Raw genomic sequence first — 21,868 nt, 5'->3', positions numbered from 1 at the left:
TCGGCATATGTACCTGGCAATGTCCGGTGCTCTTCTACATTCGCCGCATGGTCAGTTCATCCCACGAGGCGCTGCACCGGATCTTCCAGGAGGATCCGGCGCTCTTCGCCCGTGCCGTCAAGGCGCTCGGCGTCTCCTTCGCCGAACCGGTCTCCGCGGTACCGCTCACCACCGACCTCACCGAGAACCGCCCGGTGGAACGGCGCGTCGACACGCTGCTGCGCATGGAGACCGGCGACAACGGCAGCTTCCTGCTCGCCGTCGAGTCGCAGGGAAAGCAGGACCGCGACAAGCCCGCGAGCTGGGCGTACTACTTGTCGCACCTGCACGCCAAGTACCGGCTGCCCCCGGTCCTGCTGGTCGTCTGCGCCGACCGGCGTACGGCTGCCTGGGCGTCCAGGGAGGTCGACATCGGCCCACCGCAGTGGCCCTCGCTCACCGTGCGGCCACTGGTCCTCGGGCCGGACCAGCTGCCCGTGATCGACAGCCCCGACGAGGCGGCGCGGGACATCCCGCTGACCGTGCTGTCCGCGGCGCTGCACCGCCGGGACCCGGACGCCGATGCCATACTGAAAGCGCTGGCGTCGGCCCTGAAGGGCCTGTCGGCCGACGACGAGAACACGGCAAGCATCTTCATCGAGCTCACGGAACAAGGCCTCGGCAAGACGCCGGCCGCGGAACTCTGGAGGCAGATCATGGCCGCCGACCTTTCCTTCTTCCAGTCGGAGACCGCGCAGAATCTCAGGGCCGAGGGGCGGGCCGAGGGGCGGGCCGATGCCATTCTGCTGTTGTTGGAGCGGCGGGGTGTTGTGGTGTCCGAGGGAGAGCGGGCGAGGATCGCCGGGTGTACCGACATGGGTGTGCTGGACGTCTGGTTCACCCGGGCGATCACGGCCTCGTCGGCGTCGGAGGTGTTCGGAGCCGAAGGGGAGTGAGCCGTCGTGCGGGAGTGCGAGGTCACTCCCGTGCTCCCGCCAGTCGCACCGCCCGGCGCCGCAGGGCCAGGGCCGCCGGCAGCACCGACGCGATCACCGCCAGTACCGCGCAGGTACCGATCACCCCAGCGAGCGCCGTCCACGGCAGGTCGGGAGTGCTGTGTACGGACAGCAGGCGCAGCGCGCCCCACATCCCGGCGAGGTTGAGGACGGCCACGACCAGTCCCAGTACCGCGCCGACCGCCACCACCGTCAGCGACTCCGCGCCGGTCAGCCGCAGTACCTGCCACCTGGTGGCACCCGCCAGCCGCAGTGCGGCCAGGTCGCGCGTCCGGTCGGAGGTGGCCATCACCATGGTGTTGACCAGCGAGATCCCGGTGTAGAGCAGGGCGATGCCGAGGACCAGGAGGAGGCCCGCCCGGGTCGTGGTGCCGGTCTCGGGGTGCGCGGACGCCAGCCATGCGACCCGGTCCGACACCTGACCGCCGGCCGGTCCCACCGCCCCGCGCAGCGCCTCGGCCACCGCATCGGCGTCCGAGCCGGCCGCCACGGTGACGTCCACCCGGTCGACCGGCGCGCCCGGCGCGTTGGCGGAGGTGACGTAGACCCCGTTGTCGCCGGTACCGGTGGGCATCACGGCGGCGATGCGCAGCGTCCTCTCCGTGCCGTCGCCGAGCCACACCCGTACGCGCTCGCCGACCGAATGCCGCTCCCACTCCTCGTTGACGATGATCGAGCCGTCGTCCAGGTCGGTCACCTTCCCCGCCGCCAGCGGCAGCCGGGTGGTGGCCGCCAGCGCGGCGGGGTCGGCGACGGCACGCGCTTCGGAGCCGATGAGGGCCACGTCCTCCTCCAGGATGTACACGGCGGTCGGGGAGGCCGGGGAGACGGCGGCCGCTCCCGGCACCGCGCGCAGCCGGTTCACCGTAGCCGCGTCGAAGCCGGTGTCGTCCGGTGCCGTGACCACGAAGTCGGCGGCGGTCCGGGCGCGCACCTGGGTGGCGCCGGCCTCGTTCAGTGTCGCGGTGGCGCCGAGGAGCGAACCCGCGAGGGCGACCGTCACCAGTACCGGTGCCGCCACGGCGGCCGTACGGCGCGCCCCGGCGGAGGCGTTCTCCCGCACCAGCATCCCCGCCGCCCCCGGGAGCCGGGCCGGCAGCCAGGTCAGCAGCCGGGTCAGAGGCCGCACCACGACGGGGGCGAGCAGCGCCGCCGCGCTGATCAGCAGCATCGGGCGGCTCACGTACGTCTTGCGGTGCAGGAGCTCTCCGGGATTGTCGACGAGGGCGACGGTGAGCGTCACCAGCGCGGTCAGCAGCAGGGCCACGCCGCACAGCCACCGCCCCCGGGTCATGCCCCGGGCTTCCATGGACGCCTCGCGCAGTGCTTGCGCGGGGGCGGTCCGGCCGGCCCGCCAGGACGCCGCGACCACGCCGCCCAGCGCGACGAGCAGCCCCGTCCAGAAGGCCGCGTGGTACGGCCACGTGTGGTCGCCGATGGTGAACCAGGCCGGTGCCAGGCCCTCGTCGACCACCCATGCGGCCAGGTGCGGGGCGCCGTACGACCCGAGCGCGCAGCCGGCCGCCGACGCGAGGACGCCCACCGCCAGCCCCTCGGCCAGCACCGTCCGGCGCACCTGCCCGGGCGTGGCCCCGGCGGTGCGCAGCAGCCCGAACTCCCGCCGCCGCTGCGCCACCGCGAAGGCGAAGGTGGACGCCACGACGAACACCGACACGAACGCGGTGACGCCACCGGCCGTGCCGAACAGGGCGTTCATCGCGGTCAGCGCCTCGCGGTCCCGCTCGGGACGGGCGTCGGCGTCCCGGCGGTCGTCCCCGGTCAGCACCCGCACGCCCGCGTCGCCGCGCACCGCCTCCCGCACCGCTGACGGGTCCGCCTCGACCACGAGTTGGAGGCTGACCGGGGAGAGCCGGGCGGCCTGGGCGTCGGTGTAGAAGACGGCGTTCTCGAAGCCGCGGTCGGGCACGGTGCCCACGACCTCGACCACGCCCCGGTCCGTACGGAGCCGTTCACCGGGCGCGGCCCAGCCGCCGCTGACGACGACCTCCCCGGCGGCGCGCGGCGCGCGGCCCGCGGCGATCTCGTACGGGGCGAACGCGGCGACGGACCACGGGTGCCCCACCAGGTCACCAGGCCAGTCCTCGGTCCGTTCTCCGGGCCCGCCCGCGACACGCACCGGGAAGGACCGGTCCTCGACGACCCGCCCGAGCCGCCGCAGCACGGCGACCGTCCCGGCGGGCACGGCACGCGGCCGGGCGAGCTTCTCCGTACGGTCGCCGACCGGCGTCGGCACCCGCAGCGTGTCCTGCCCTTGGACCACGACGGGCGCGGCGGCGAACCGTTCCGGCGCCCGGTCCGGCGCGGCCGACGAGGAGGCGAGTGCCAGTCCCGTCACCGTGAGCAGCGCGACGCCCAGACTCAGGGCGACGAAGCTGCCGGTGAAGGTGGTCCAGCGGGAGCGCAGGGTGTGGAGGGCGACGGTCAGCACGGGGCGGCCTCCAGCCGGGTCATGCGGGTGGCGATGGCGTCGGCGCCCGCCCCGGTCAGCTCGCCGTCCGGCCGGCCGTCCACGAGGAAGACCACACGATCGGCGTAGGCCGCTGCCACCGGATCGTGCGTGACCAAGACGACCGTCTGGCCCTCGCGGTCGACCATGCCGCGCAGCAGGGCCAGTACCTGGCGGCCGGTCCGCGAGTCCAGGGCGCCGGTCGGCTCGTCGGCGAACAGCACCTCGGGGCGGGTGATCAGGGCGCGGGCCAGTGCGACCCGCTGCTGCTGGCCGCCCGACAGCTCCGTGGGCCGGTGCCGGGCGCGGTCGGCCAGGCCGACCCGGTCCAGCGCCTCGCGCACCCGGGACCGGGAGGGGCGGCGGCCGGCCAGGCGCAGGGGGAGCGCCACGTTCTGCGCGGCGGTCAGGGACGGCAGCAGGTTGAACGCCTGGAAGACGAAGCCGATGCGCTCGCGGCGCAGCAGTGTCAGCCGCCGCTCGCTCAGCCCCGTCAGCTCCGTGCCGCCGACGACCACCGACCCCGACGTGGGCCGGTCCAGGCCGGCGGCGCACTGGAGCAGCGTCGACTTGCCCGAGCCGGAGGGGCCCATGACGGCGGTGAAGGTGCCGCTCGGGAAGTCGAGGGAGACCTCGTCGAGGGCCGTCACGGCGCTGTCGCCGGACCCGTACCGCCTGCTCACGGAGCGCAACTGGATCGCGTCGTCGGTCACTCGTACCCCACCCGTCGTTCGGTTTCTCGGTGCCTCCAGCCAACCGCGCGGGGCGTCACCGGCGCAGTGCGGCAGGGGCGAGAGCGGGGGTATGGCAGGCCATACCCCGATCACTCCTCCTGGGCCGATGGCCCCGCCGCGCACCGCGGTCCTACGGTGATCCGCATGCGCCCTCGAAACGTGTGGCAGGCCATGTCCGCCCCCGGCTTCCTGTTGTCGGCTTGGCCCTGGCGCGCCGTCGCCCACCTGCTGACCGGTGCGGTGACCGGCGCCGTGACCCTGGTGGGGCTGGTGGTCCTGGTGACCGTCGGGGGAGTCCTCTCCGTCGTCGTCGTGGGTCTCCCGCTGCTGGTGCTCACCGCCCTCGCGGGCCTGCCCGTGGCCCGCCTGGAAAGGCTCCGGCTGCGCCTGGCCGACGACGCCCCCGCCCCCGGCCCGCCCCGGCGGCAGCCCGCCGCCACCGGCCCCTGGCCCTGGCTCACCACCCGCCTGCGCGAGCCCGCGACCTGGCGGGACCTGGGCCACGCCCTGCTGCTCGCCACCGTCCTCTGGCCGCTGGACGCCCTCCTCGTCACCGCCGCCCTCACCTTCCCGCTGGCCACCGCCGCCACCCCTCTCCTGATGGCCACCGTCGGCGACGGCGAGGAGGCGAAGGTGCTCAAGCTGTGGACGGTCACCACCTGGCCGACGGCGTGCGGCGCGGCGGTCCTCGGGCTGCTGCTGCTCATCCTGGGCGCGTACGCGCTGGCCCTGGCGGCGGGCGCACGCGCCGCCCTCACCCGCGTACTCCTGGGCGGCCCGCGCGAGGCGGACCTGGACGCACGCGTCGTCGAACTCACCCGCTCCCGCGTCCGGTTGGTGGACGCCTTCGAGGCCGAACGCCGCCGGATCGAACGCGACCTGCACGACGGCGCCCAACAGCGCCTGGTCGCCCTGACGATGACACTGGGCCTGGCCCGCCTCGACGCGCCGCCCGGCCCGCTCGCCGACCAGCTGGCCAAGGCCCACGGGGAGGCGGGCAGGGCCCTGGAGGAACTGCGCGAGCTGATCCACGGCATCCACCCCAAGGTCCTCGCCGACCACGGCCTGACGGCGGCCGTCGACGACGCCGCCGACCGCTCCGCCGTCCCCGTGGACGTGCGCCTGGAACTGCCCGGCCGGCTGCCCCAGGCCGTCGAGGCCGCCGCCTACTTCGTGGTTTGCGAGGCCCTCGCCAACGTGGCCAGGCACAGTGGCGCCGACCGGGCCCGGGTGACCGGCGGGCACCGCGACGGCCGACTGCACCTGGAGATCCACGACGACGGCCGGGGCGGTGCCGAGGCAGGTACGGAGGCCGGTACCGGTGCGCGGACTCGTGGGGGCAGCGGCCTGACCGGGCTCGCCGACCGGGTGTCGGTCCTGGATGGCAGAATCTCGCTGTCCAGCCCGCCGGGCGGACCGACCCTGTTGCGCGTGGAGATTCCTTGCGAGTGGACCGAACGCTTCGCGTAGTACTGGCCGAGGACAGCGTCCTGCTGCGGGACGGTCTGGCCGGTCTGCTCGCCCGCTTCGGCCACGAGGTCGTGGCGTCCGTGGGCGACGCGGAGGCGCTGGTCGCGGCCGTCGGCGAACACGCTCCGGACGCCGTCGTGACGGACGTCCGCATGCCGCCCGGCTTCCAGGACGAGGGCCTGCGCGCGGCGGTGGAGCTGCGGGAGCGGCGTCCCGGTCTGCCCGTGCTCGTACTCAGCCAGTACGTACAGCGGTCCTACGCCGCCGAGTTGCTGGACTCCGGCGACGGCACGGGTGTCGGCTACCTGCTCAAGGACCGTGTCGGCCAGGTCGAGGAGTTCGTCGACGCGCTGGTCGGCGTGGCGGACGGCGGCACGGTCGTCGACCCGGAAGTGGTACGCCAGTTGCTCCGCCGCCGCCGGGACCCCCTGGAGCGGCTCAGCCCGCGCGAGCGGGAGGTCCTGGCACTGATCGCCGAGGGCAAATCGAACGGCGCGATCGCCCGCCGGCTCGTCGTCTCCGATGCGGCCGTGGGCAAGCACATCGGCAGCATCCTCACCAAGCTCGACCTGCCCCCGGCGGACGACACGCATCGCAGGGTGCTGGCGGTGCTGGCGTATCTGCGGGCGTGACGCCGCGCCGCAGGCAGGTCAGTGCGGCAGGGCGACACCGAACGCGTCACCGTCGCTGCCCGCCGCCCACCCCAGGTCGACCTCGGCGAGGGCCTTGGCCGACTCCAGCGTGCCGGGCCTCACCTTGAGCACGGTGACCGTGCCGGCGCTGTTGCCGGGAGCGCCGACCAGGGGCTCGACCCGGCCGTTGCCGTCGGTGTCCAGGGCTCCGACCGTCCAGCCGAAATGGTCGCCCTCGGACACGACTCCGGGCACACCCGCCGTGTCCTGGTCGACCCACACCGCGCCCTTCGTGGTGATGCCCCCGGTGGCGTTGCCGAAGAGGACCAGGGCCGCCCCCGAGCCCTTGGCCGAGCCGATGGCCTCACTTCGCATGCCGACCACCAGGTCGTCCACGCCGTCCCCGTCGAAGTCGCCCGCGGCGAGGGAGCCGGCGAAGTAGTCCTCGGTCTCGGGGGCGCCCGCGATCCCGGGGGTGTCCTGGTCGAAGAGCTTCACGCGGCTGTTGGCGGACAGTCCGTGCGCGTCGCCGTAGAGGACGGCGAGGCGGCCTGCGGCGCCCTTGTCGCCGGCCTGCTCGTCGGACACGCCGACGGCCACGTCCGCGTACGCGTCGTCGTCGAAGTGGCCCACCGCCAGGGCGCTGCCCGCGAACTCGCCGATGCCGGTGACGTTGCCCGAGTCGACGTAGTCGCTGTCGGCCGGGGCGTCGTCGATGGGGCCGGACAGCACGTGCAGCGAGCCGCGGTCCGAACTTCCGGAGATCTGCTCGCCGATGGTCGCCACCACGAGGTCACCGATGCCGTCGCCGTTGACGTCGCCCACCGCCATCCGTTCCCCGAAGCGGTCCTCGGCCTCGGGGGCGCCGGGCACGTTGGCCGTGTTCTGGTCGAGCTGGACGGTGTCGGCGGCGTTGAGGCCGGAGGCGGTGCCGTGCATGAGCTTGATGGTGCCGGCGTTGGACTTGCCGCCAGCGAGGTCGAGGGGCTGGCCGACGGCCAGGTCGCAGTAGCCGTCACCGTTCACGTCGCCGGCGGCGAGCGAGTAGGTGAAGACCTCGTCCCAGCCGACCGTTCCGGGGTAGGCGGCGGTGTCCTCGGAGAAGGTCTCGGTGGTCCCGTTGTAAATGCCCCCGGAGCCGCCGTAGTGCACGCTGAGCATGCCGGCGCCCTCGGTGGTGCCCATCATCTCCAGGGGTGAGGACACCGCCAGGTCCGCGTAGCCGTCCGCGTCGAAGTCGCAACTGGCGACGGACTGGCCGAAGCCGTCGTCGGCCTCGGAGGCGCCGCCCACGCCGGGGGAGTCCTGGTCGATGCGGACCGAGGTGCTCGCGGGCCCGGTGGAGGTGCCGTTCGCGATCACGACCGAACCGGCCCGTGGGTGGCCGCCGACCGAGTTGCCGGGCAGACCGACGACCAGGTCGGGCTTGCCGTCGCCGTTGAGGTCGTACGGTGCCGCGGCGCCGCCCGACCCGGCGGTGAGGACGGCCGCGCCCGCACCGGCCGCGCAGACCAGCAGTGCGACGGCCGCGTACCAGACCCGGGGACGGCGCTTGGACGCTTTCTCTTCGGCCATGACTGCCTGACTGCCCTTCACTTCACTGCGGCCGTACGGAGGTTCCGATTGGCGCAAAAGTGCCGCCCGGGCCTCGTGACGGAGGTGTGGACCGCTGTGGGGGAATGCCCGCTCCACACGATGACGCCGCAGGTTATCCAGGTGATCGTCTCGACTTGATCACGGTCGGAGGGCGGATCCGGTGGCTTGCTGAGCCCTGGCTGAATTTGTTTATCGCAGGTCAGGGAGGGTAGCGGCCCCTCTGGAGATCCTGTGACCGGCCTGTGGAGGGTGGTCATGTCGGGGGATGTCGTTATAAATCCGTTGTCATGGTCATGGTTCAGTGGCCGCCTGATCATCTAGCGTGTACGCCGCCCGGGTGCCTCCCGCCTCTTCCGGTACGAGCGCACCCGGCCCCCTGCTTCCGGCCGATCGCCCCACGTGCGGGCGATCGGCCTTGTGGTTCCAAGGAGTTCCGTGCCCAGCCGCCCCCGCCACCGCTCCGGGCGCGCCACGCGTGCCGTCGTCCTGACGTCCGGCAGCCTGCTGCTGGCGCTGGGCGCCACCCTGCTGCCGCCGCCCGGGCTGACGCCGTTCGTGCACTCCGCCCAGGCCGCGCCCTGGGCCGACAGCGCGCCGCCCGAGCAGCGCACCGGCACCGCGGCCGGTCGGAAGCACGAGGTAAACGCGGGACGCACCGACGCCAACGGGCGAGGCGAGGCCGACCTCGCCGACCTGGCGGTGGACGAGGACGCGCTGGCCCTGCACGACCCGGGCGCCGCGTTCACCCCCGTCGAGCCGAAGATCAGCACGCCCGCCCTGGCCCCCCGCACCACGGACGCGGACCCGCAGGCACCCACCGGTTACGACCCCGCCGCCGGCGTCGAGCTGCCCGGCGAACGCACCGTCAACTCCAAGGAGTTCCGCAACACCGACGGCACCCGCACCACCCGCGTCTACACCGAGCAGGTGCACTTCCAGGACGCGGACGGCACCTGGCAGCCGATCGACACCTCCCTCGTCCCGGCGGCCGACGCCAAGGGCGCCCCGGAGAGGGCGAAGGCCGGCAGCGACCGACTCGCCGCCGCCGCCGACGACACCGGGCTCACCCTGGCGCGACGGGGCGACGACCCCCAACTGGCCACGCTGCGCGTGGACGAGGGACGGCACGAGGTCGGCTTCGGCCTGTCGGGCGCGTCCGGTGCCGAGGCCGACGTACGCGACGACAGCGCGCACTACGCGGACGTCCGCCCGGACTCCGACCTCGTCCTGGAGGCCGAGCACGGTGCGGTCAAGGAGACGATCGTCCTCAACTCGCCCGACGCGCCCGCCGAGTGGACGTTCCCGCTGCACCTCGACGGCCTCACCCCGTCGCTCGACGCCCATGGAGCCGTGCTGCTGAAGGACACGGCCGGCCAGGTCCAGGCCGTCGTCCCCAAGGGATGGATGGAGGACTCGGGCCACGACGCGCAGACCGGCGGCCCGGCCCTGTCCGGCGACGTCGACTACCGGCTCGTGGAGAGCGACGGGCACTGGTCGCTGAAGGTTCTGCTGGACGAGGCCTGGCTGGATTCCCCGGACCGCGTCTACCCCGTCCAGGTCGACCCCAGCGTCGAAGACATCGACGACAACGGCGACTCCTTCGTCCAGAACTCCTGGCCGGACAGCAACTTCGCCGGCGACGACGAGCTCAAGGTCGGCAGCTACGACGCCGGCACCAGCCGCGCCATCAGCTACCTCAAGTTCGACAACGTCACCAGCAGGCTCAAGAACCGGTACATCCTCGACGCCGACCTCGGCCTGTACAACGTCTGGTCCTCCAGCTGCAGCGCCCAGAAGATGACCGTCCACCGGGTGACCGGCTCGTGGAGCTCCACCACGGTCACCTGGGACAACCGCCCGCCCAGCTTCAATCACCTGATCGCCTCCGACTCCTTCGCCTACGGCGAGAACTGCGGCGGCTCCAAGTGGCGCGTCCTCGACCTCGGCAAGAAGGGCACCGACCTCATCGAGGGCTGGGTCAACGGCTCGATTGCCAACCAGGGCCTCGCCCTGTGGGCCGACTTCGACACCAGCGGCCCCTGGAAGCGGTTCGGCAGCGCCAACTCCTCCAACAAGCCGTACCTGTCCGTGACCCACAGCCCGTGGGGAGCGCAGTACACCGTCGGCTCCCAGACCGCCCCGCTGACCGGCGGCCAGAGCGGCGAGGTCAGCGTCAAGGTCAAAAATCTCGGCGACTTCACCTGGGAGCCGCTCGGCTGGAACGAGGTCCGCCTCGGCACCCGCGTGCGCAACTACAGCACCGGCGCGCTGATGGGACAGGCGGCGTTCACCCGCCTCAACGAGCGCCTCACTCCGGGCGACGACACCACGCTGAGCGCGCGGATACCCCCGCTGCCGCCGGGCAAGTACAAGGTCAACTTCGATATGCAGCGGCTGCGGGACCAGAAGTGGTTCTCCAGCGAGAGCGTGCCCGTGACCACGGTGACCGTCACCTCCCAGGACGTCGGCCCGCGCATCACGAACGTGTACCCGACCCCGGGCGGTCAGGTCGGCAGCCTCACCCCCGCGCTGTTCACCGGCTCGGAGAGCGTCGACCACTACCCATCCGGGGCCGGCATCGAGCACTGGTTCGAGGTCTGCGCCGGCACTGAGAAGGCCCCCACCGACTGCGTCAACTCCGGCTGGACCGGGAAGCGCACCTGGAACGTCCCGGCCGGGAAGCTGACCTGGGGCAAGCAGTACCTGTGGCGGGTCAAGGCACGGGAGAACGGCCTGTCGACCCCGCTCAGCCCCTTCTACACCTTCACCACCGCCGTCGAGCAGCCCGCCGTCACCTCGCACCTGGGCGGCCAGGGACCCGGCGGCTCGGGCCGGGAGATCGACCCCGGCATCGGCAACTACACCACGACCGACACCGACGCCACCGTCGCCACGGTCGGCCCCGGCCTGACCGTCACCCGCACCTACAACAGCCGTGACCCGCGCGCCGACAACGCCTTCGGTGCCGGCTGGTCCACCCGCTACGACATGCGGATCGAGCCGGACGACGACGGCACCGGCAACGTGGTCGCCACCTTGCCCACCGGCCGGCAGGTCCGCTTCGGCAAGAATCCCGACGGCACCTACGCGCCCCCGTACGGCAGCTTCTCCACCCTCACCGCCACCACCGGCGGCGGCTGGCGGCTCACCGATAAGGAGCAGACCGACTACGTCTTCGACGCCGGCGGCCGGCTCACCGGGGTCACCGACTACCGGGGCCGCGCCCAGTCCCTCACCTACGACGCGAATGACGACCTCACCACCGTCACCGCCACGGGCGGCCGAGCCCTGCACCTGACCTGGGCCGGCGGCCACGTCGCCACCGTCAGCACCGACCCGCCCACCCCCGGCGCCGACCCGCTGACCTGGGAGTACACGTACGACGGCGACCGGCTCACGCTGGTCTGCGGCCCCGAGGACACCCTCGGCGCCTGCACCACCTACGGCTACGGCGACGGTTCCCACCACCGCACCGTCGTCCACGACGCCGGGCCGTTCTCCTACTGGCGCCTCGACGAGAAGGACGGCGCCACCGACGCGGCCAGCGACCTGCCGCTCGACCGCGACGAGCACGCCGCCACCTACCGCGACGTCACGCTCGGCGGCGCCGGCGCGCTCGCGGGCAGCCCCGACACGTCGGCCGCCTTCAACGGCAGCACGTCCTACGTGCAACTGCCGGACCAGGTGGTCTCCGACACCCCGTACCTGACCGCCGAGTTGTGGTTCCGCACCACCGGCAGCGGTGTCCTCCTCAGCTACCAGGACCACACCCTGGAAGAAGCCACCACCGGCAAGTACACCCCTGCGCTTTACGTCGGCACGGACGGCAAGCTGCGCGGCGAGTTCTGGAACGGCACCTCCGCGCCCCTGACCTCCGCCGCCCCCGTCAACGACGGCGCCTGGCACCACGCGGCGCTCACCGCGGCCGGCAACACCCAGACCCTCTACCTCGACGGCAAGAAGACCGCCAGCCTCAGCGGCGAGATCACCCAGTACGACCAGCGCTTCGTCTACCTCGGCGCCGGCTACTGGAAGAACTGGCCCGCCACCACCGGCACCGTCGGCCACTTCACGGGCGACATCGACGAGGCCGCGGTCTACTCCCGCCCCCTGGGCGCCCGCACCGTCGCCGAGCACCACGCCGCCGCCGACGTCGCCCAGCAGCTCACCAAGGTCACCCGGCCCGACGGCCGGGTGCACGCCGAAGTCGCCTACGACACGGTCCACGACCGGGTGTCCTCGTACACGGACGCCCACGGCGGCACCTACCGGCTCTCCGACCTCGCCGTCACCGGCACCGAGGGCGCCCCCGCCACCGACGACCAGCCGGCCGTCGCCGGGACCACCACCCTCACCGTCACCGTCACCGGCCCCGGCGAAGGGAAGTCCGGCTACACCTACGACCCGCTGCAGGGCAACCGCCTGATCGCCCAGACGGACGCGCTCGGCCACACCGCGCGCTTCGCCTACGACACCGGCGGCTTCCTCGCGGCCACCACCGGCCCCGACGGCTCGGTAACCCGGTTCGGCAACGACGAACGCGGCAACCGGATCTCGCAGACGACCTGCCGCGAGACCGGTGACGACGGCACCTGCCACACCTCGTACAACAGCTACTTCCTGAACGCCGACGACCCGCTCGACCCCCGCAACGACCAGCTCACCGCCGTCCGCGACGCCCGCTCGGCGAGCGCGACGGACGACACCTACAAGACGACCCACGCCTACGACGCCCACGGCGACCGGACCTCCACCACCACCCCGGCCGGCACTGAGTCGTTCACCTTCACCGATGGCACCGAGACCGCCGTCGGCGGCGGCACCGTCCCGGCGGGTCTGCTCGCCACCAGCACCGACGCCCGGGGCGCGGTCACCCGGCGCCAGTACACGGCGGCCGGCGACCTGGCGAAGGTTACCGACCCCCGCGGCGCCGTCACCGAGTACACCTACGACGCCCTCGGCCGCGAGACCGGCGCCAAGGCGGTCTCCGACGCGCACCCGGACGGCGTCACCACGACCACCACGTACGACGGCGAGTCCCGCCCGCTGACGGTCACCGGCCCGGTCACCACGAACCGGGTCACCGGCACCGAGCACCGCGCCCGCACCACCTACACCTACGACGACGACGGCCGCGTCCTGACGGAGTCCGTCGCCGACCTCCTCGGCGGCGACACCGCCCGCACCACGAAGCGCGCCTACGACACGCACGGCAGACTCGCCGTCCTCACGGGCCCCGAGGGGGCGGAGGAGACCTACACCTACGACATCCAGGGGCGGCAGACCAGCCGCACCCTGCCGGGCGACCGGACCTTCCGGTACACCTACACGGCGCTGGGCTCCCTCGCCACGGTCACGCTGACCGACTTCACCGGCGACCCCGGCGATCCCTCCGATCCCCGCGACGTGGTGCTCGACTCCTACGCGTACGACCAGGCCGGCCGTCTGGCCGAGCACACCGACGCGATGGGCCGCACCACCCGCCACACCTACTACGACGACGGCCTGCCCGCCCAGGAGATCCTCACCGGTTTCCACGACCCGGACGGCACCACCCGCGACCTGGTCCTCAGCGACCGCTCCTACGACGCCGCCGGCCACCTGGTCCGCGAGACCACCGGCGACGGCGCGGTCACCACCGCCTACGAGGTGGACGCCGCCGGACGCGTCACCGCCGAGGTCCTCGACCCGGGCGGCCTGGCGCGGCGCACCGCCTACACCTACGACGCCGGCGGCGCCGTCCGGACCGTCACCCGCACGGGCGCGGGCGGCGCCCGCACCGAGAAGGTCACCTACGACCGCGACACCACGGGCGACCTGACCCGGCAGACCGTGGAGAACGGCACCGCCGACCTGGTCACCACCTACGAGGTCGACGACCGCGGCCTGGTGGTCGCCACCACCGGCCCGCGCGGCAACGCCACCGGCGCCGACCCCGCCGCGTTCACCACCGAGCACGCCTACGACGTGCTCGGCCGCCCGGTCCTCACCCGCGAGGCCCCGGTCACCGCCGAGACCCGGCAGACCGAGGCGGTGACGGTCCGCCCGGCCACCACCGTCGGCTACAACGCCTTCGGCGAGACCACCGACGTCCGCGACCCGAACGGCCACGTCACCCACACCGCGTACGACCGCGCGGGCCGCGCCACGAGCACGACCCTGCCCGACTACACCCCGGCCCGGGCCACGTCCGCGCTGCCCGGCACGGCGACCCGCGCGTACGACGCGGCGGGCAACCTGGTGAGCGAGACCGACCCCCTGGGCCGGGTCACGTCCTATGCCTACGACCAGCTCGGCAACCTCGCCCGGGTGACGCTGCCCGCCCCCGAGGAGGGCGCCCCCGCCCCGGTGTCGACGTTCACCTACGACCTGCTGGGCGAGCAGCTGTCCGCCACCGGCCCGACCGGCGTCCGCACCGAGGCCACCTACGACGACCTCGGCCGGCAGATCACCTCGACGGTGCTCGAACGCCGCCCGGCGCCAGGCGCGTTCACCACGACGTACACCTACGACGACGCGGGCAACCTGCGCTCGACGAAGAGCCCGACCGGCCTGACCACCACCGGCACCTACAACGCGGCGGGCGACCCGCTCACCATCACGGACACCGCGGGCGGCGTCACGGCGTACGGCTACGGCCCCACCGGCCTGCCCACCTCCGCGACGACCCCGCAGGGACGCACCACGAGCACCACGTACGACCCGGCGGGCCGCGTGACGCAGGTCCGCGACGAGGACGGCGCGGGCACGGTCCTGCGCACCACGACCTCCGCCTACGACGCGGCCGGCAACCCCGTCGCCGTCACCGACGCCCTCGGCCACACGGTCCACCAGACGTTCGACGCCGCGGGCCGCCTGACCGAGCTGGTCGAGCCGGTCGACGCCGACACGTCGATCACCACGACGTACGGCTACGACGCGGCGGGCAACCGCACCCGCCTCACGGACGGCAGGAACAACACCACCTGGTACGGCTTCACCAGCCGGAACAGACTGGAGTCGGTGCTGGAACCCGCCACCGAGGCCCACCCGGACGCGGCGGACCGCACCTGGACGACCGTGTACGACGCGGTCGGGCTGCCGGTGAAGGAGCTCCAGCCGGGCGGTGTGACGGTCGAGCGGACCTTCGACGCGCTGGGCCGCGTCACCCGGTCCACCGGTTCGGGCGCCGAGGCGGCGACGAGCCCGGACACCTACGGCTACGACGCCACGGGCAACCTCATCTCGGCGAGCGCGCCCGGCGGCACGAACACCTACACCTACGACGACCGCGGCAACCTGCTCTCCGCCGACGGCCCGTCCGGCACGGCCACCTTCACCTACGACGAGGAGAGCCGCCTGACCGGCCGCACGGACGCGGCGGGCGACGGCACCTTCGGCTACGACGCGGCAGGCCGCCTGGGGACGGTCTCCGACCCGCTGACGAAGACGACCCGGACGTACAACTACGACACGGCCTCGCGCCTGACGTCGGTGGCCTACGGCGGCACGGGCGCGACGCGTGTGTACACCTACGACCCGTTGGACCGCGTCACCTCCGACACCCTGAAGGCGCCGGGCGGTACGACGACGGCGTCCGCCGCCTACGACTACGACGCGGCCTCGCGCCTCACCGGTGAGACCACCACCGGCACGGTGGGCGCGGGCTCCCAGTCCTACGGCTACGACTGGGCGGGCCGCCTGACCGGCTGGACCGCCGCCGACGGCACCGAGACGGCGTACACGTGGGACGCGGCGGGCAACCGCACCGGCGCGGGCGGCGTGACGGCGACGTACGACGCGCGCAACCGCCTGCTGGCGGCCGGAGATGTCACGTACACGTATGCGGCGCGCGGCTCCCGCACCGGCAGCAGCGACGCGAGTGGCACTCACTCGGCGCAGTTCGACGCGCTGGGCCGGATGGTGTCGGCGGACGGCACGGCGTACCGGTACGACGCGCTGGGCCGCCTGGTACGACAGGGCGACGCGTCGCTGACGTACGCCGACCAGTCCAACGACCCCGTGGCCACGGCCGCAGGACCGGTCTTCCGCGACCCGTCCGGCGAGGCCCTGTCCACGGCGCACCCGGACGGCACGAACGCGGCGGCCCTGCTGTCCAACCTGCACGGCGACATCGTCGGTGCCTTCACCGCCGCGACCGGCACGGTGGCCGGGTCGAAGGGCTACTCGCCCTTCGGCGAGGTGACGGGTTCCGCGGGCAGCACGGGCCCGCTGGGCTACCAGGGCGAGTACACCGACCCGGGCACCGGGCAGGTCAACATGCACGCCCGCTGGTACGACCCGGCGGCCGGCGGCTTCTCCTCCCGGGACTCCTGGACGCTGAGCCCCGCCCCGTCCGTCAACGCCAACCGGTACACCTACGCCGGCGGCAGTCCGCTGCTGAACACCGATCCCAGCGGGCACGACACCTGCTTCCTGGGCGTGTGCGTCGACACGGACTGGATCAGCAAGGGCATCGACGAGGCCGAGCGCTACGCCAACTCCGCGGGCCGGGCAGCCAAGTCCGGCGTCCGCTGGATCGCTCGGCACCCCGGCAAGGTACTCAGGTTCGCCGGCAAGCGGGCCCTCGGACCGATCGGCTGGGCCTGGGACGCGTACGACCTGTACCGGAGCCTGACGAACAAGCCCAGGACCCACTTCGCCCCGATCCGGCCGTACAACAATTACTCCACGGGCCCGTACCGCGGCTCCCAGGTCAGTCCGGGCGGCGGCTACCGCATCGGTTACCTCGGCTCCGGCGGTGGTGGCGGCGGTGGATACGGCCCCGGCGGCGGGCTCGGTCCGTGTGTCTACGGCTGCGTGGACGCCGGGCCACCGCCGCCCCCGCCCCCGCCCCCGTGGGCGGACATGATCGCCGATGCGCTGAGAAAGGAGGCGCCCAAGCCGCCGAGCAAGGCCGAGGTGGACCCGGAGCACGAGAAGTTCGTCGACGACTCGTTCACCACGTCGGTCAAGGACCTCGTTCCGCCCACGCCCTACGAGGCGACCACCCCCGGCTTCGCCGCCGAGTACGACAAGTCGCGCTGGCTCACGCCGAGCAGCGACTACGAGTTCGACACCGCGACGGATTCCCCGGTCCGGCGGGAGAACTGCCGCAAGGGCAACACGGCGGTGCACTACCTGCCGCTGGACAGCCTGGGGCGCGCCCAGGGGGTCGTCGCCTGTCTGAACAAGGGCGACTACAACTATGTGTCCACCGAGAAGGTGGACGGCCACCTCGGTGTGGAGTCCGAGTGGGTCCTCGACAGCAAGGACACACGGATCATCGGCTCGCCGACCCAGTACCCGGTGGACTACAACCACATCCCCCAGGGCTACCGGGGAAGTGCCGGCCTGCACCGCGGCCACCTGCTGGCACGGCAGCTGGGCGGCGACGGCAACGACCTGCGCAACCTGGTCCCGCTCCACGCCAGGGCCAACACACCCAGGATGAGCAAGTACGAGAGCGCGCTCGAGAAGCGGGTCCAGACCGGGGAGACCATCTTCTACCAGGTGACCGCGCACTATTCGGGGGACAACAAGGCGCCTGATTATCTGACGCTGAAGTGGGCCGGTAATCTCAAGGGCGCCGGCAGCGCCCGGATCGACAACGTGCCGTGACAACAGTGGGGAGCAGCCGAATGGATTGGGTCAACCGGCTGGCGGATGCGGTCGGCCGCGATCACCGCGGCGTGAGCGTCGACTGGCCCGTGATCGAGAGGCGCGTCGGCACCGAGCTGCCCGCCGACTACAAAGCGTTCTGCGAGACGTTCGGCCGGGGAGAATTCCAGGAGTACCTCACCGTCTACTCCTCCGGGGGCGGCACGGACTCGCAGGTGGCCGACATCCACGAGGAGAACCGGCAGATCGCCGCAGAGGACGAGGCGGGGGCCGAGTACTACCTGCCGCAGGGGCTGTACCAGCCGGGGGCGGGTTCCGGGCTGCTCCAGTGGGGGGCGAGTGCACGGGGCGACGAGTTCTTCTGGCTCGCGGACGACTCCCTGTCGCCGGACGCCTGGACGGTGCTGGCCCGTGACGACGCCCAGCACGCGCGCGGCTACGACATGTCCATGAGTGAGTTCGTCCACCGGCTGCTGGCGGACGAGTCGTTCGAGGGCTTCGCAGGATTCGGGGCGACCGGTCGCACGCCGCCGTTCTACACCCCGTACCCGCTCTGAGACTCTCGTCGACTCTCGTCCGATCGGCATCGGCACACGTTTCGATGTGAGGTAGTACATGGCTGATGTCCCGTCCTCCGAACGTCCCGGCCCGTCCGACGAGCCGCCCTTCCTGTCAGACGAGCAGGTGGAGTCGTTCCTGCGGGACGCCGCCGAAGGCGGTGGCGCCGCAGCGCCAAAGGAGCCGTCGGCGCGGGCGCGGATGGTGGCGGCGCGGCTGCGTGAGCAGGACGAGCCGGCGCCCTGGCGTGCCCCGCAAGGCGGCCCGAAGGGCGGCGGCCGTCGGCGCCGGTGGGGCGCGGTCGTCGGCGTGGTGGCGTTGTCGGCGGTCGCGGTGATCGCCCTGAGGCCCTCGCTGGTCACGGACCATCTCCCCGGCGGAGAGGCGGAGGCCGCCGCCTCTCCGGCGCCGCTGCCCGCCGAGACGGCGCGGCCCACCGGCGCGCCCGGGGACCCCGCCGGGTCGCAACAGGCCACGCGCGAGCACCCGTTCCGCGGCTCGCCCGCCCTGCGCTGGGCCGACGGCGCCGACGCCATCGAACTGCCGGAGGCCAGGGCGGTGGCCGGAATGAGCAAGGCCGACGCGGAGCTGGCCCTGCGGCGCACCAAGGAGTTCCTGGTCGCCGCCAACCTCGACCCGGACGTGATCGCGGGCGGACGGCCCGACAAGGCGCTGGACCTGCTCGACCCCGAGGCGCAGAAGGACCTGCTGCCGGACCAGCGGCGGGGGCTGCGCGAGCCGTCGCGCGAGTACGACCCCGTGGGGCTGTTCAGCCGGTTCGATCCGGACGAGGTGCGGCTCGCGGGCGACGTGGTCAAGGTGCGCGGCCGCATGACGCTGGCCGGGGGAAAGCCGGGCGAGATAAAGGTGCACGCCGACTACACCTTCGTGTACCCGCTGGTGAGGTCGGACGGGGGCGACCACGTCGAGCGCACCATCGTGCGCCGCGAGATCACGACGCTGCTGCTGGACCCGGACCGCTGGTACGCCACGCCGGGCAAGCTCGCGATCGAGGAGTACAAGGTCAACACGTTCAACACCGCGTGCGAGGTGTTCGACGGCTACCTGCACCCCGTCTTCCCCGAGGACCGGACGCGGGCGACGGGTCCGTCCGTCGACCCGTACGACCGCAGCGGGGAGATGAGAGAGACGCAGGGGGAGGAGTGCGGCACGGTCACCCGCACCTGACCCACCCCCGTCGGCCGTACGCCGACGCGACCGGGCCCGGGCGCTCTCCCTTCGCGCGCCCGGGCCCGTCCCCGTCACCCCGTGGGCCGTACCCCCCGCGGGCCGTCCCAGGGGCCGTCCCCCGTGGGTCATTCAGCCGTACATCCAGCCGTTCACACGCGCTGCCACAGCGCCGGAACGTTCGGCGGCTCCCAGCCCGCGTGGGCCTGGTGCCCCTGGATGCAGCGGTAGGTGGCACCGCCGTACGTCACCGTGTCGCCCGGCTGGTAGACGCTGCCGGCCGCCCAGGTGCCGCCCTCACCGGGCGGCGGCTCCTCGCCGCCGTCGTCACCGGTCGTCTTCAGGGTGAGCCCGTAGTTCTGGAGCAGCGGGTTGATCGGCTGGAAGAACGTCGTGCCGCCGGTGCGGCAGTCGCCGGAGCCGCCCGAGGTGACGCCCTGCGCCTGGCTGCCGGAGATGTACGAGCCGCCGGAGTCGCCGGGCTCGGCGCACACCGTCGTGCGGGTGACGCCGGAGATGGTGCCCTCGGGGTAGGTCACGCTCGTGTTGTGCTGCTGGACGGTGCCGCAGTGCCAGCCGGTGGTGGAACCGGAACGGCACACCGACGCCCCGACCGGCGCCTGGGTGGACCCGGTCACCTGGACGTTCTGGCCGCCGGCGCCGCTGACGTACGGGGTCGCCCGCCAGTTGGAGTTGACCGCCACCCACGCCATGTCCCGGCCCGGGAAGATCGAACCCTGGAAGGTGCCCTGCGCCACCCGGTTGTACCCGGTGGTGCTCGCCCCGGTCCGTCCGCAGTGACCGGCCGTGGCGAAGCCCTCCTGGCCGCCCTTGGTCACGGGGAAGCCGATCGAGCAGCGCCCGCTGTTGTTGATGTAGTACGCCTCGCCGCCCCGCAGGTCGTACAGCGGACGCGGCTTCTCGGCCGCCTTCTCGACGCGTACGGCGCCGGCGCCGACCCCGGCCGCGTCGACGAGGGCACGGGCGGCGGACGGCCGCGTGGCCTGCACGGTGACCGTGTTCGTCCGTACGTCGACGTACCGGACGGCCGCGTCGCGGGCGTCGCCGCCCCGCTCGGCGGCGGCCCGGTCGATGCGGGACTTGGCCGCGTCGAGGTCGGCGAGCGAGTGCCGCACGACCTTCGCCACGGCGCCCTTCGCCTCGATCGCGGCGACGTCGGCCGCGTCGGTCGTCGCCACGGTCAGCGTGCCGGACTCGGCGCCCCGCACCCACGCGCCCGCGAAGTCGGCGCCGAGCGCGGCACGGAGCCGGCCCACGGTGGCGCCCGCGTCGGCCTCGTTGGCGAGACGGCGCTCGGCCTGCTGCCGGTCGAGACCGAGGTCGCGCTCCATGGCCCGGAGCAGGGCGGGCGGCGCCGCGTCGGTGCGCAGGGTCTCGGCCGCGGTGGGGGCGGAGTCGGCGGGTGCCGTCCCGGCGCTCGCGGAGCCGCTGAGCCCGGCCACGAGCAGGGCGGCCGCTGCCACGGCGGCGGCACCCACGGCTCTGGTGTGTCGGTGACGGTGGGGCATGGGGGATCTCCTCGGTTTCGGTGGGGAGGTGCCGAAACCGTAGGGAGGGCCGACCGTCCGCCGTAAGACGTCGGTCGGCCCTCTCCCCGGCGTTATGGAAGGTCTGGCGGGGGCCTCAGGGCACCCGGTGCGCCGCCATCCACTCGGTGTAGCTGTCGCTGCTCGCCGCCACCCCCGCGTGCGCCATGCGGGCCTGCGCCAGCACGGTCGCGGCGGTGTCCTGCCGTCCGGTCACCGCGTGCCAGCCCAGCAGGTGCCGCCAGGCCAGCGGCGTCCCGGTGAGCGGCCGGGTGACGATGCCGGGTGTCGTCGGGAAGGTCGCCCGGCACAGGCCGACCGCCCGCCCCACCTTCACCAGGTGCACCAGCGAGGCGGTGTCCGTCTCGTACATGCGGCGCGGCGTGAACCCGGCGCGGGCGCACGACGCGGTGAAGCAGTCGCCGAAGCAGCCGTCGCCGGGCACGCAGGCCCACTCCTCGCCTGCCAGCTCGGTCAGGTCCACCTCGGCGCGCGAGGCGAGCGGATGCCTCTCGGGCACCATCACGAACACCGGGTCGACGGCTACCTCCCGCCACACCAGCCCCGCCGCGCCGGGCGGCTCGGCGGAACCGCACGTCCCCGCGAGCGCGAAGTCCAGTCGCCCCTCCGCCAGTTGCTCGGCCAGCTCCCGCTCCGACCACGACGTGCAGGTCGTCATCCGGGCGTCCGGCGCCACGTCCGCCAGCCGGTCCACCAGCGCCCCCAGCAAGGGCCCGTGCGTCCCGCCCAGCCGCAGGTGCCGTGCCGTCCGCGGCGCCCGCGCGAACCGCGCCGCCTCCTGCTGCAACTCGGTCACCGCGGGCAGCACGATCCGGCTCCGCTCCAGCACCAGTTCTCCCAGCGCGGTCGCCCGCACTCCGTGCCGGCCCCGCTCGAACAGCGCCCCGCCCAAGGCCCGTTCGATCCGCTTCAGTTGTGCGCTCAACGCGGGCTGCGCGAGCCCGAGCACCGTCGCCGCCCTGGTGAGGCTGCCGGCGTCGGCGATGGCCCGGACCGTCTTGAGATGCCGCAACTCCAGCTCCATATGGGGAGCTTGCGACGCCTCGTCACCGAGGGCAAG

The 21,868-nt window shown here is 73.2% G+C and carries 11 protein-coding genes; 6 read left to right on the top strand and 5 right to left on the bottom strand.

Annotated elements, in window-relative coordinates:
* Positions 1–47 precede the first annotated feature (47 nt).
* The gene (locus AMK11_RS09575) at positions 48–935 is read left to right on the top strand and encodes a hypothetical protein (RefSeq protein WP_073725712.1); all 888 of its coding nucleotides are present in this window, start codon (positions 48–50) and stop codon (positions 933–935) included.
* A gap of 22 nt (positions 936–957) precedes the next feature.
* Here AMK11_RS09575 and AMK11_RS09570 read toward each other — a convergent pair whose 3' ends face one another.
* Entirely contained in the window at positions 958–3,444 is a 2,487-nt protein-coding gene (locus tag AMK11_RS09570; RefSeq protein WP_073725142.1) for an FtsX-like permease family protein, read from the bottom strand.
* On the bottom strand, positions 3,438–4,175 hold the full coding sequence (locus AMK11_RS09565; protein ID WP_073725139.1) for an ABC transporter ATP-binding protein: 738 nt from the start codon (positions 4,173–4,175) through the stop codon (positions 3,438–3,440). The genes AMK11_RS09570 and AMK11_RS09565 overlap by 7 nt, the downstream gene beginning before the upstream one ends.
* Positions 4,176–4,340: 165 nt before the next feature.
* Between AMK11_RS09565 and AMK11_RS09560 the strand changes: the two genes are divergently transcribed.
* Complete coding sequence (locus tag AMK11_RS09560) at positions 4,341–5,666, top strand: sensor histidine kinase (protein WP_073725137.1); 1,326 nt, start codon at positions 4,341–4,343, stop codon at positions 5,664–5,666.
* Entirely contained in the window at positions 5,639–6,298 is a 660-nt protein-coding gene (locus AMK11_RS09555) for a response regulator transcription factor (RefSeq protein WP_198941325.1), read from the top strand. The genes AMK11_RS09560 and AMK11_RS09555 overlap by 28 nt, the downstream gene beginning before the upstream one ends.
* 18 nt (positions 6,299–6,316) lie before the next feature.
* Here AMK11_RS09555 and AMK11_RS09550 read toward each other — a convergent pair whose 3' ends face one another.
* A complete protein-coding gene (locus AMK11_RS09550; protein WP_073725133.1) occupies positions 6,317–7,873 on the bottom strand; it encodes an FG-GAP and VCBS repeat-containing protein in 1,557 nt (518 codons plus the stop codon).
* A gap of 456 nt (positions 7,874–8,329) precedes the next feature.
* On the opposite strand from AMK11_RS09550, the gene AMK11_RS38955 reads away from it, so the two are divergent.
* Genes AMK11_RS38955 through AMK11_RS09535 form a run of 3 tightly spaced genes read left to right on the top strand, consistent with a single transcriptional unit; the run spans position 8,330 to position 19,240 of the window.
* Positions 8,330–17,494 carry a DNRLRE domain-containing protein gene (locus AMK11_RS38955; RefSeq protein WP_073725131.1) on the top strand — a complete coding sequence of 3,055 codons (9,165 nt, stop codon included), beginning with the start codon at positions 8,330–8,332 and terminating at the stop codon, positions 17,492–17,494.
* Between the two features lie 20 nt (positions 17,495–17,514).
* Positions 17,515–18,051 carry an SMI1/KNR4 family protein gene (locus AMK11_RS09540; RefSeq protein ID WP_073725129.1) on the top strand — a complete coding sequence of 179 codons (537 nt, stop codon included), beginning with the start codon at positions 17,515–17,517 and terminating at the stop codon, positions 18,049–18,051.
* A 58-nt stretch (positions 18,052–18,109) separates the two neighbouring features.
* A complete protein-coding gene (locus AMK11_RS09535) occupies positions 18,110–19,240 on the top strand; it encodes a hypothetical protein (RefSeq protein WP_073725127.1) in 1,131 nt (376 codons plus the stop codon).
* Positions 19,241–19,392: 152 nt separating this feature from the next.
* On the opposite strand, the gene AMK11_RS09530 is transcribed toward AMK11_RS09535, so the two are convergent.
* Together AMK11_RS09530 and AMK11_RS09525 are read right to left on the bottom strand one after the other, a co-directional pair.
* Positions 19,393–20,769 carry a carbohydrate-binding protein gene (locus tag AMK11_RS09530; RefSeq protein WP_079187330.1) on the bottom strand — a complete coding sequence of 459 codons (1,377 nt, stop codon included), beginning with the start codon at positions 20,767–20,769 and terminating at the stop codon, positions 19,393–19,395.
* A gap of 115 nt (positions 20,770–20,884) precedes the next feature.
* The gene (locus AMK11_RS09525; protein ID WP_073725125.1) at positions 20,885–21,832 is read right to left on the bottom strand and encodes a LysR family transcriptional regulator; all 948 of its coding nucleotides are present in this window, start codon (positions 21,830–21,832) and stop codon (positions 20,885–20,887) included.
* Positions 21,833–21,868: the final 36 nt, after the last annotated feature.

The sequence above is a fragment of the Streptomyces sp. CB02414 genome (genome assembly GCF_001905385.1).
Lineage (GTDB): Bacteria > Actinomycetota > Actinomycetes > Streptomycetales > Streptomycetaceae > Streptomyces.
Note: the sequence above shows the minus strand (reverse complement) of the source record. Positions and strands in the feature narration are given on the sequence as shown.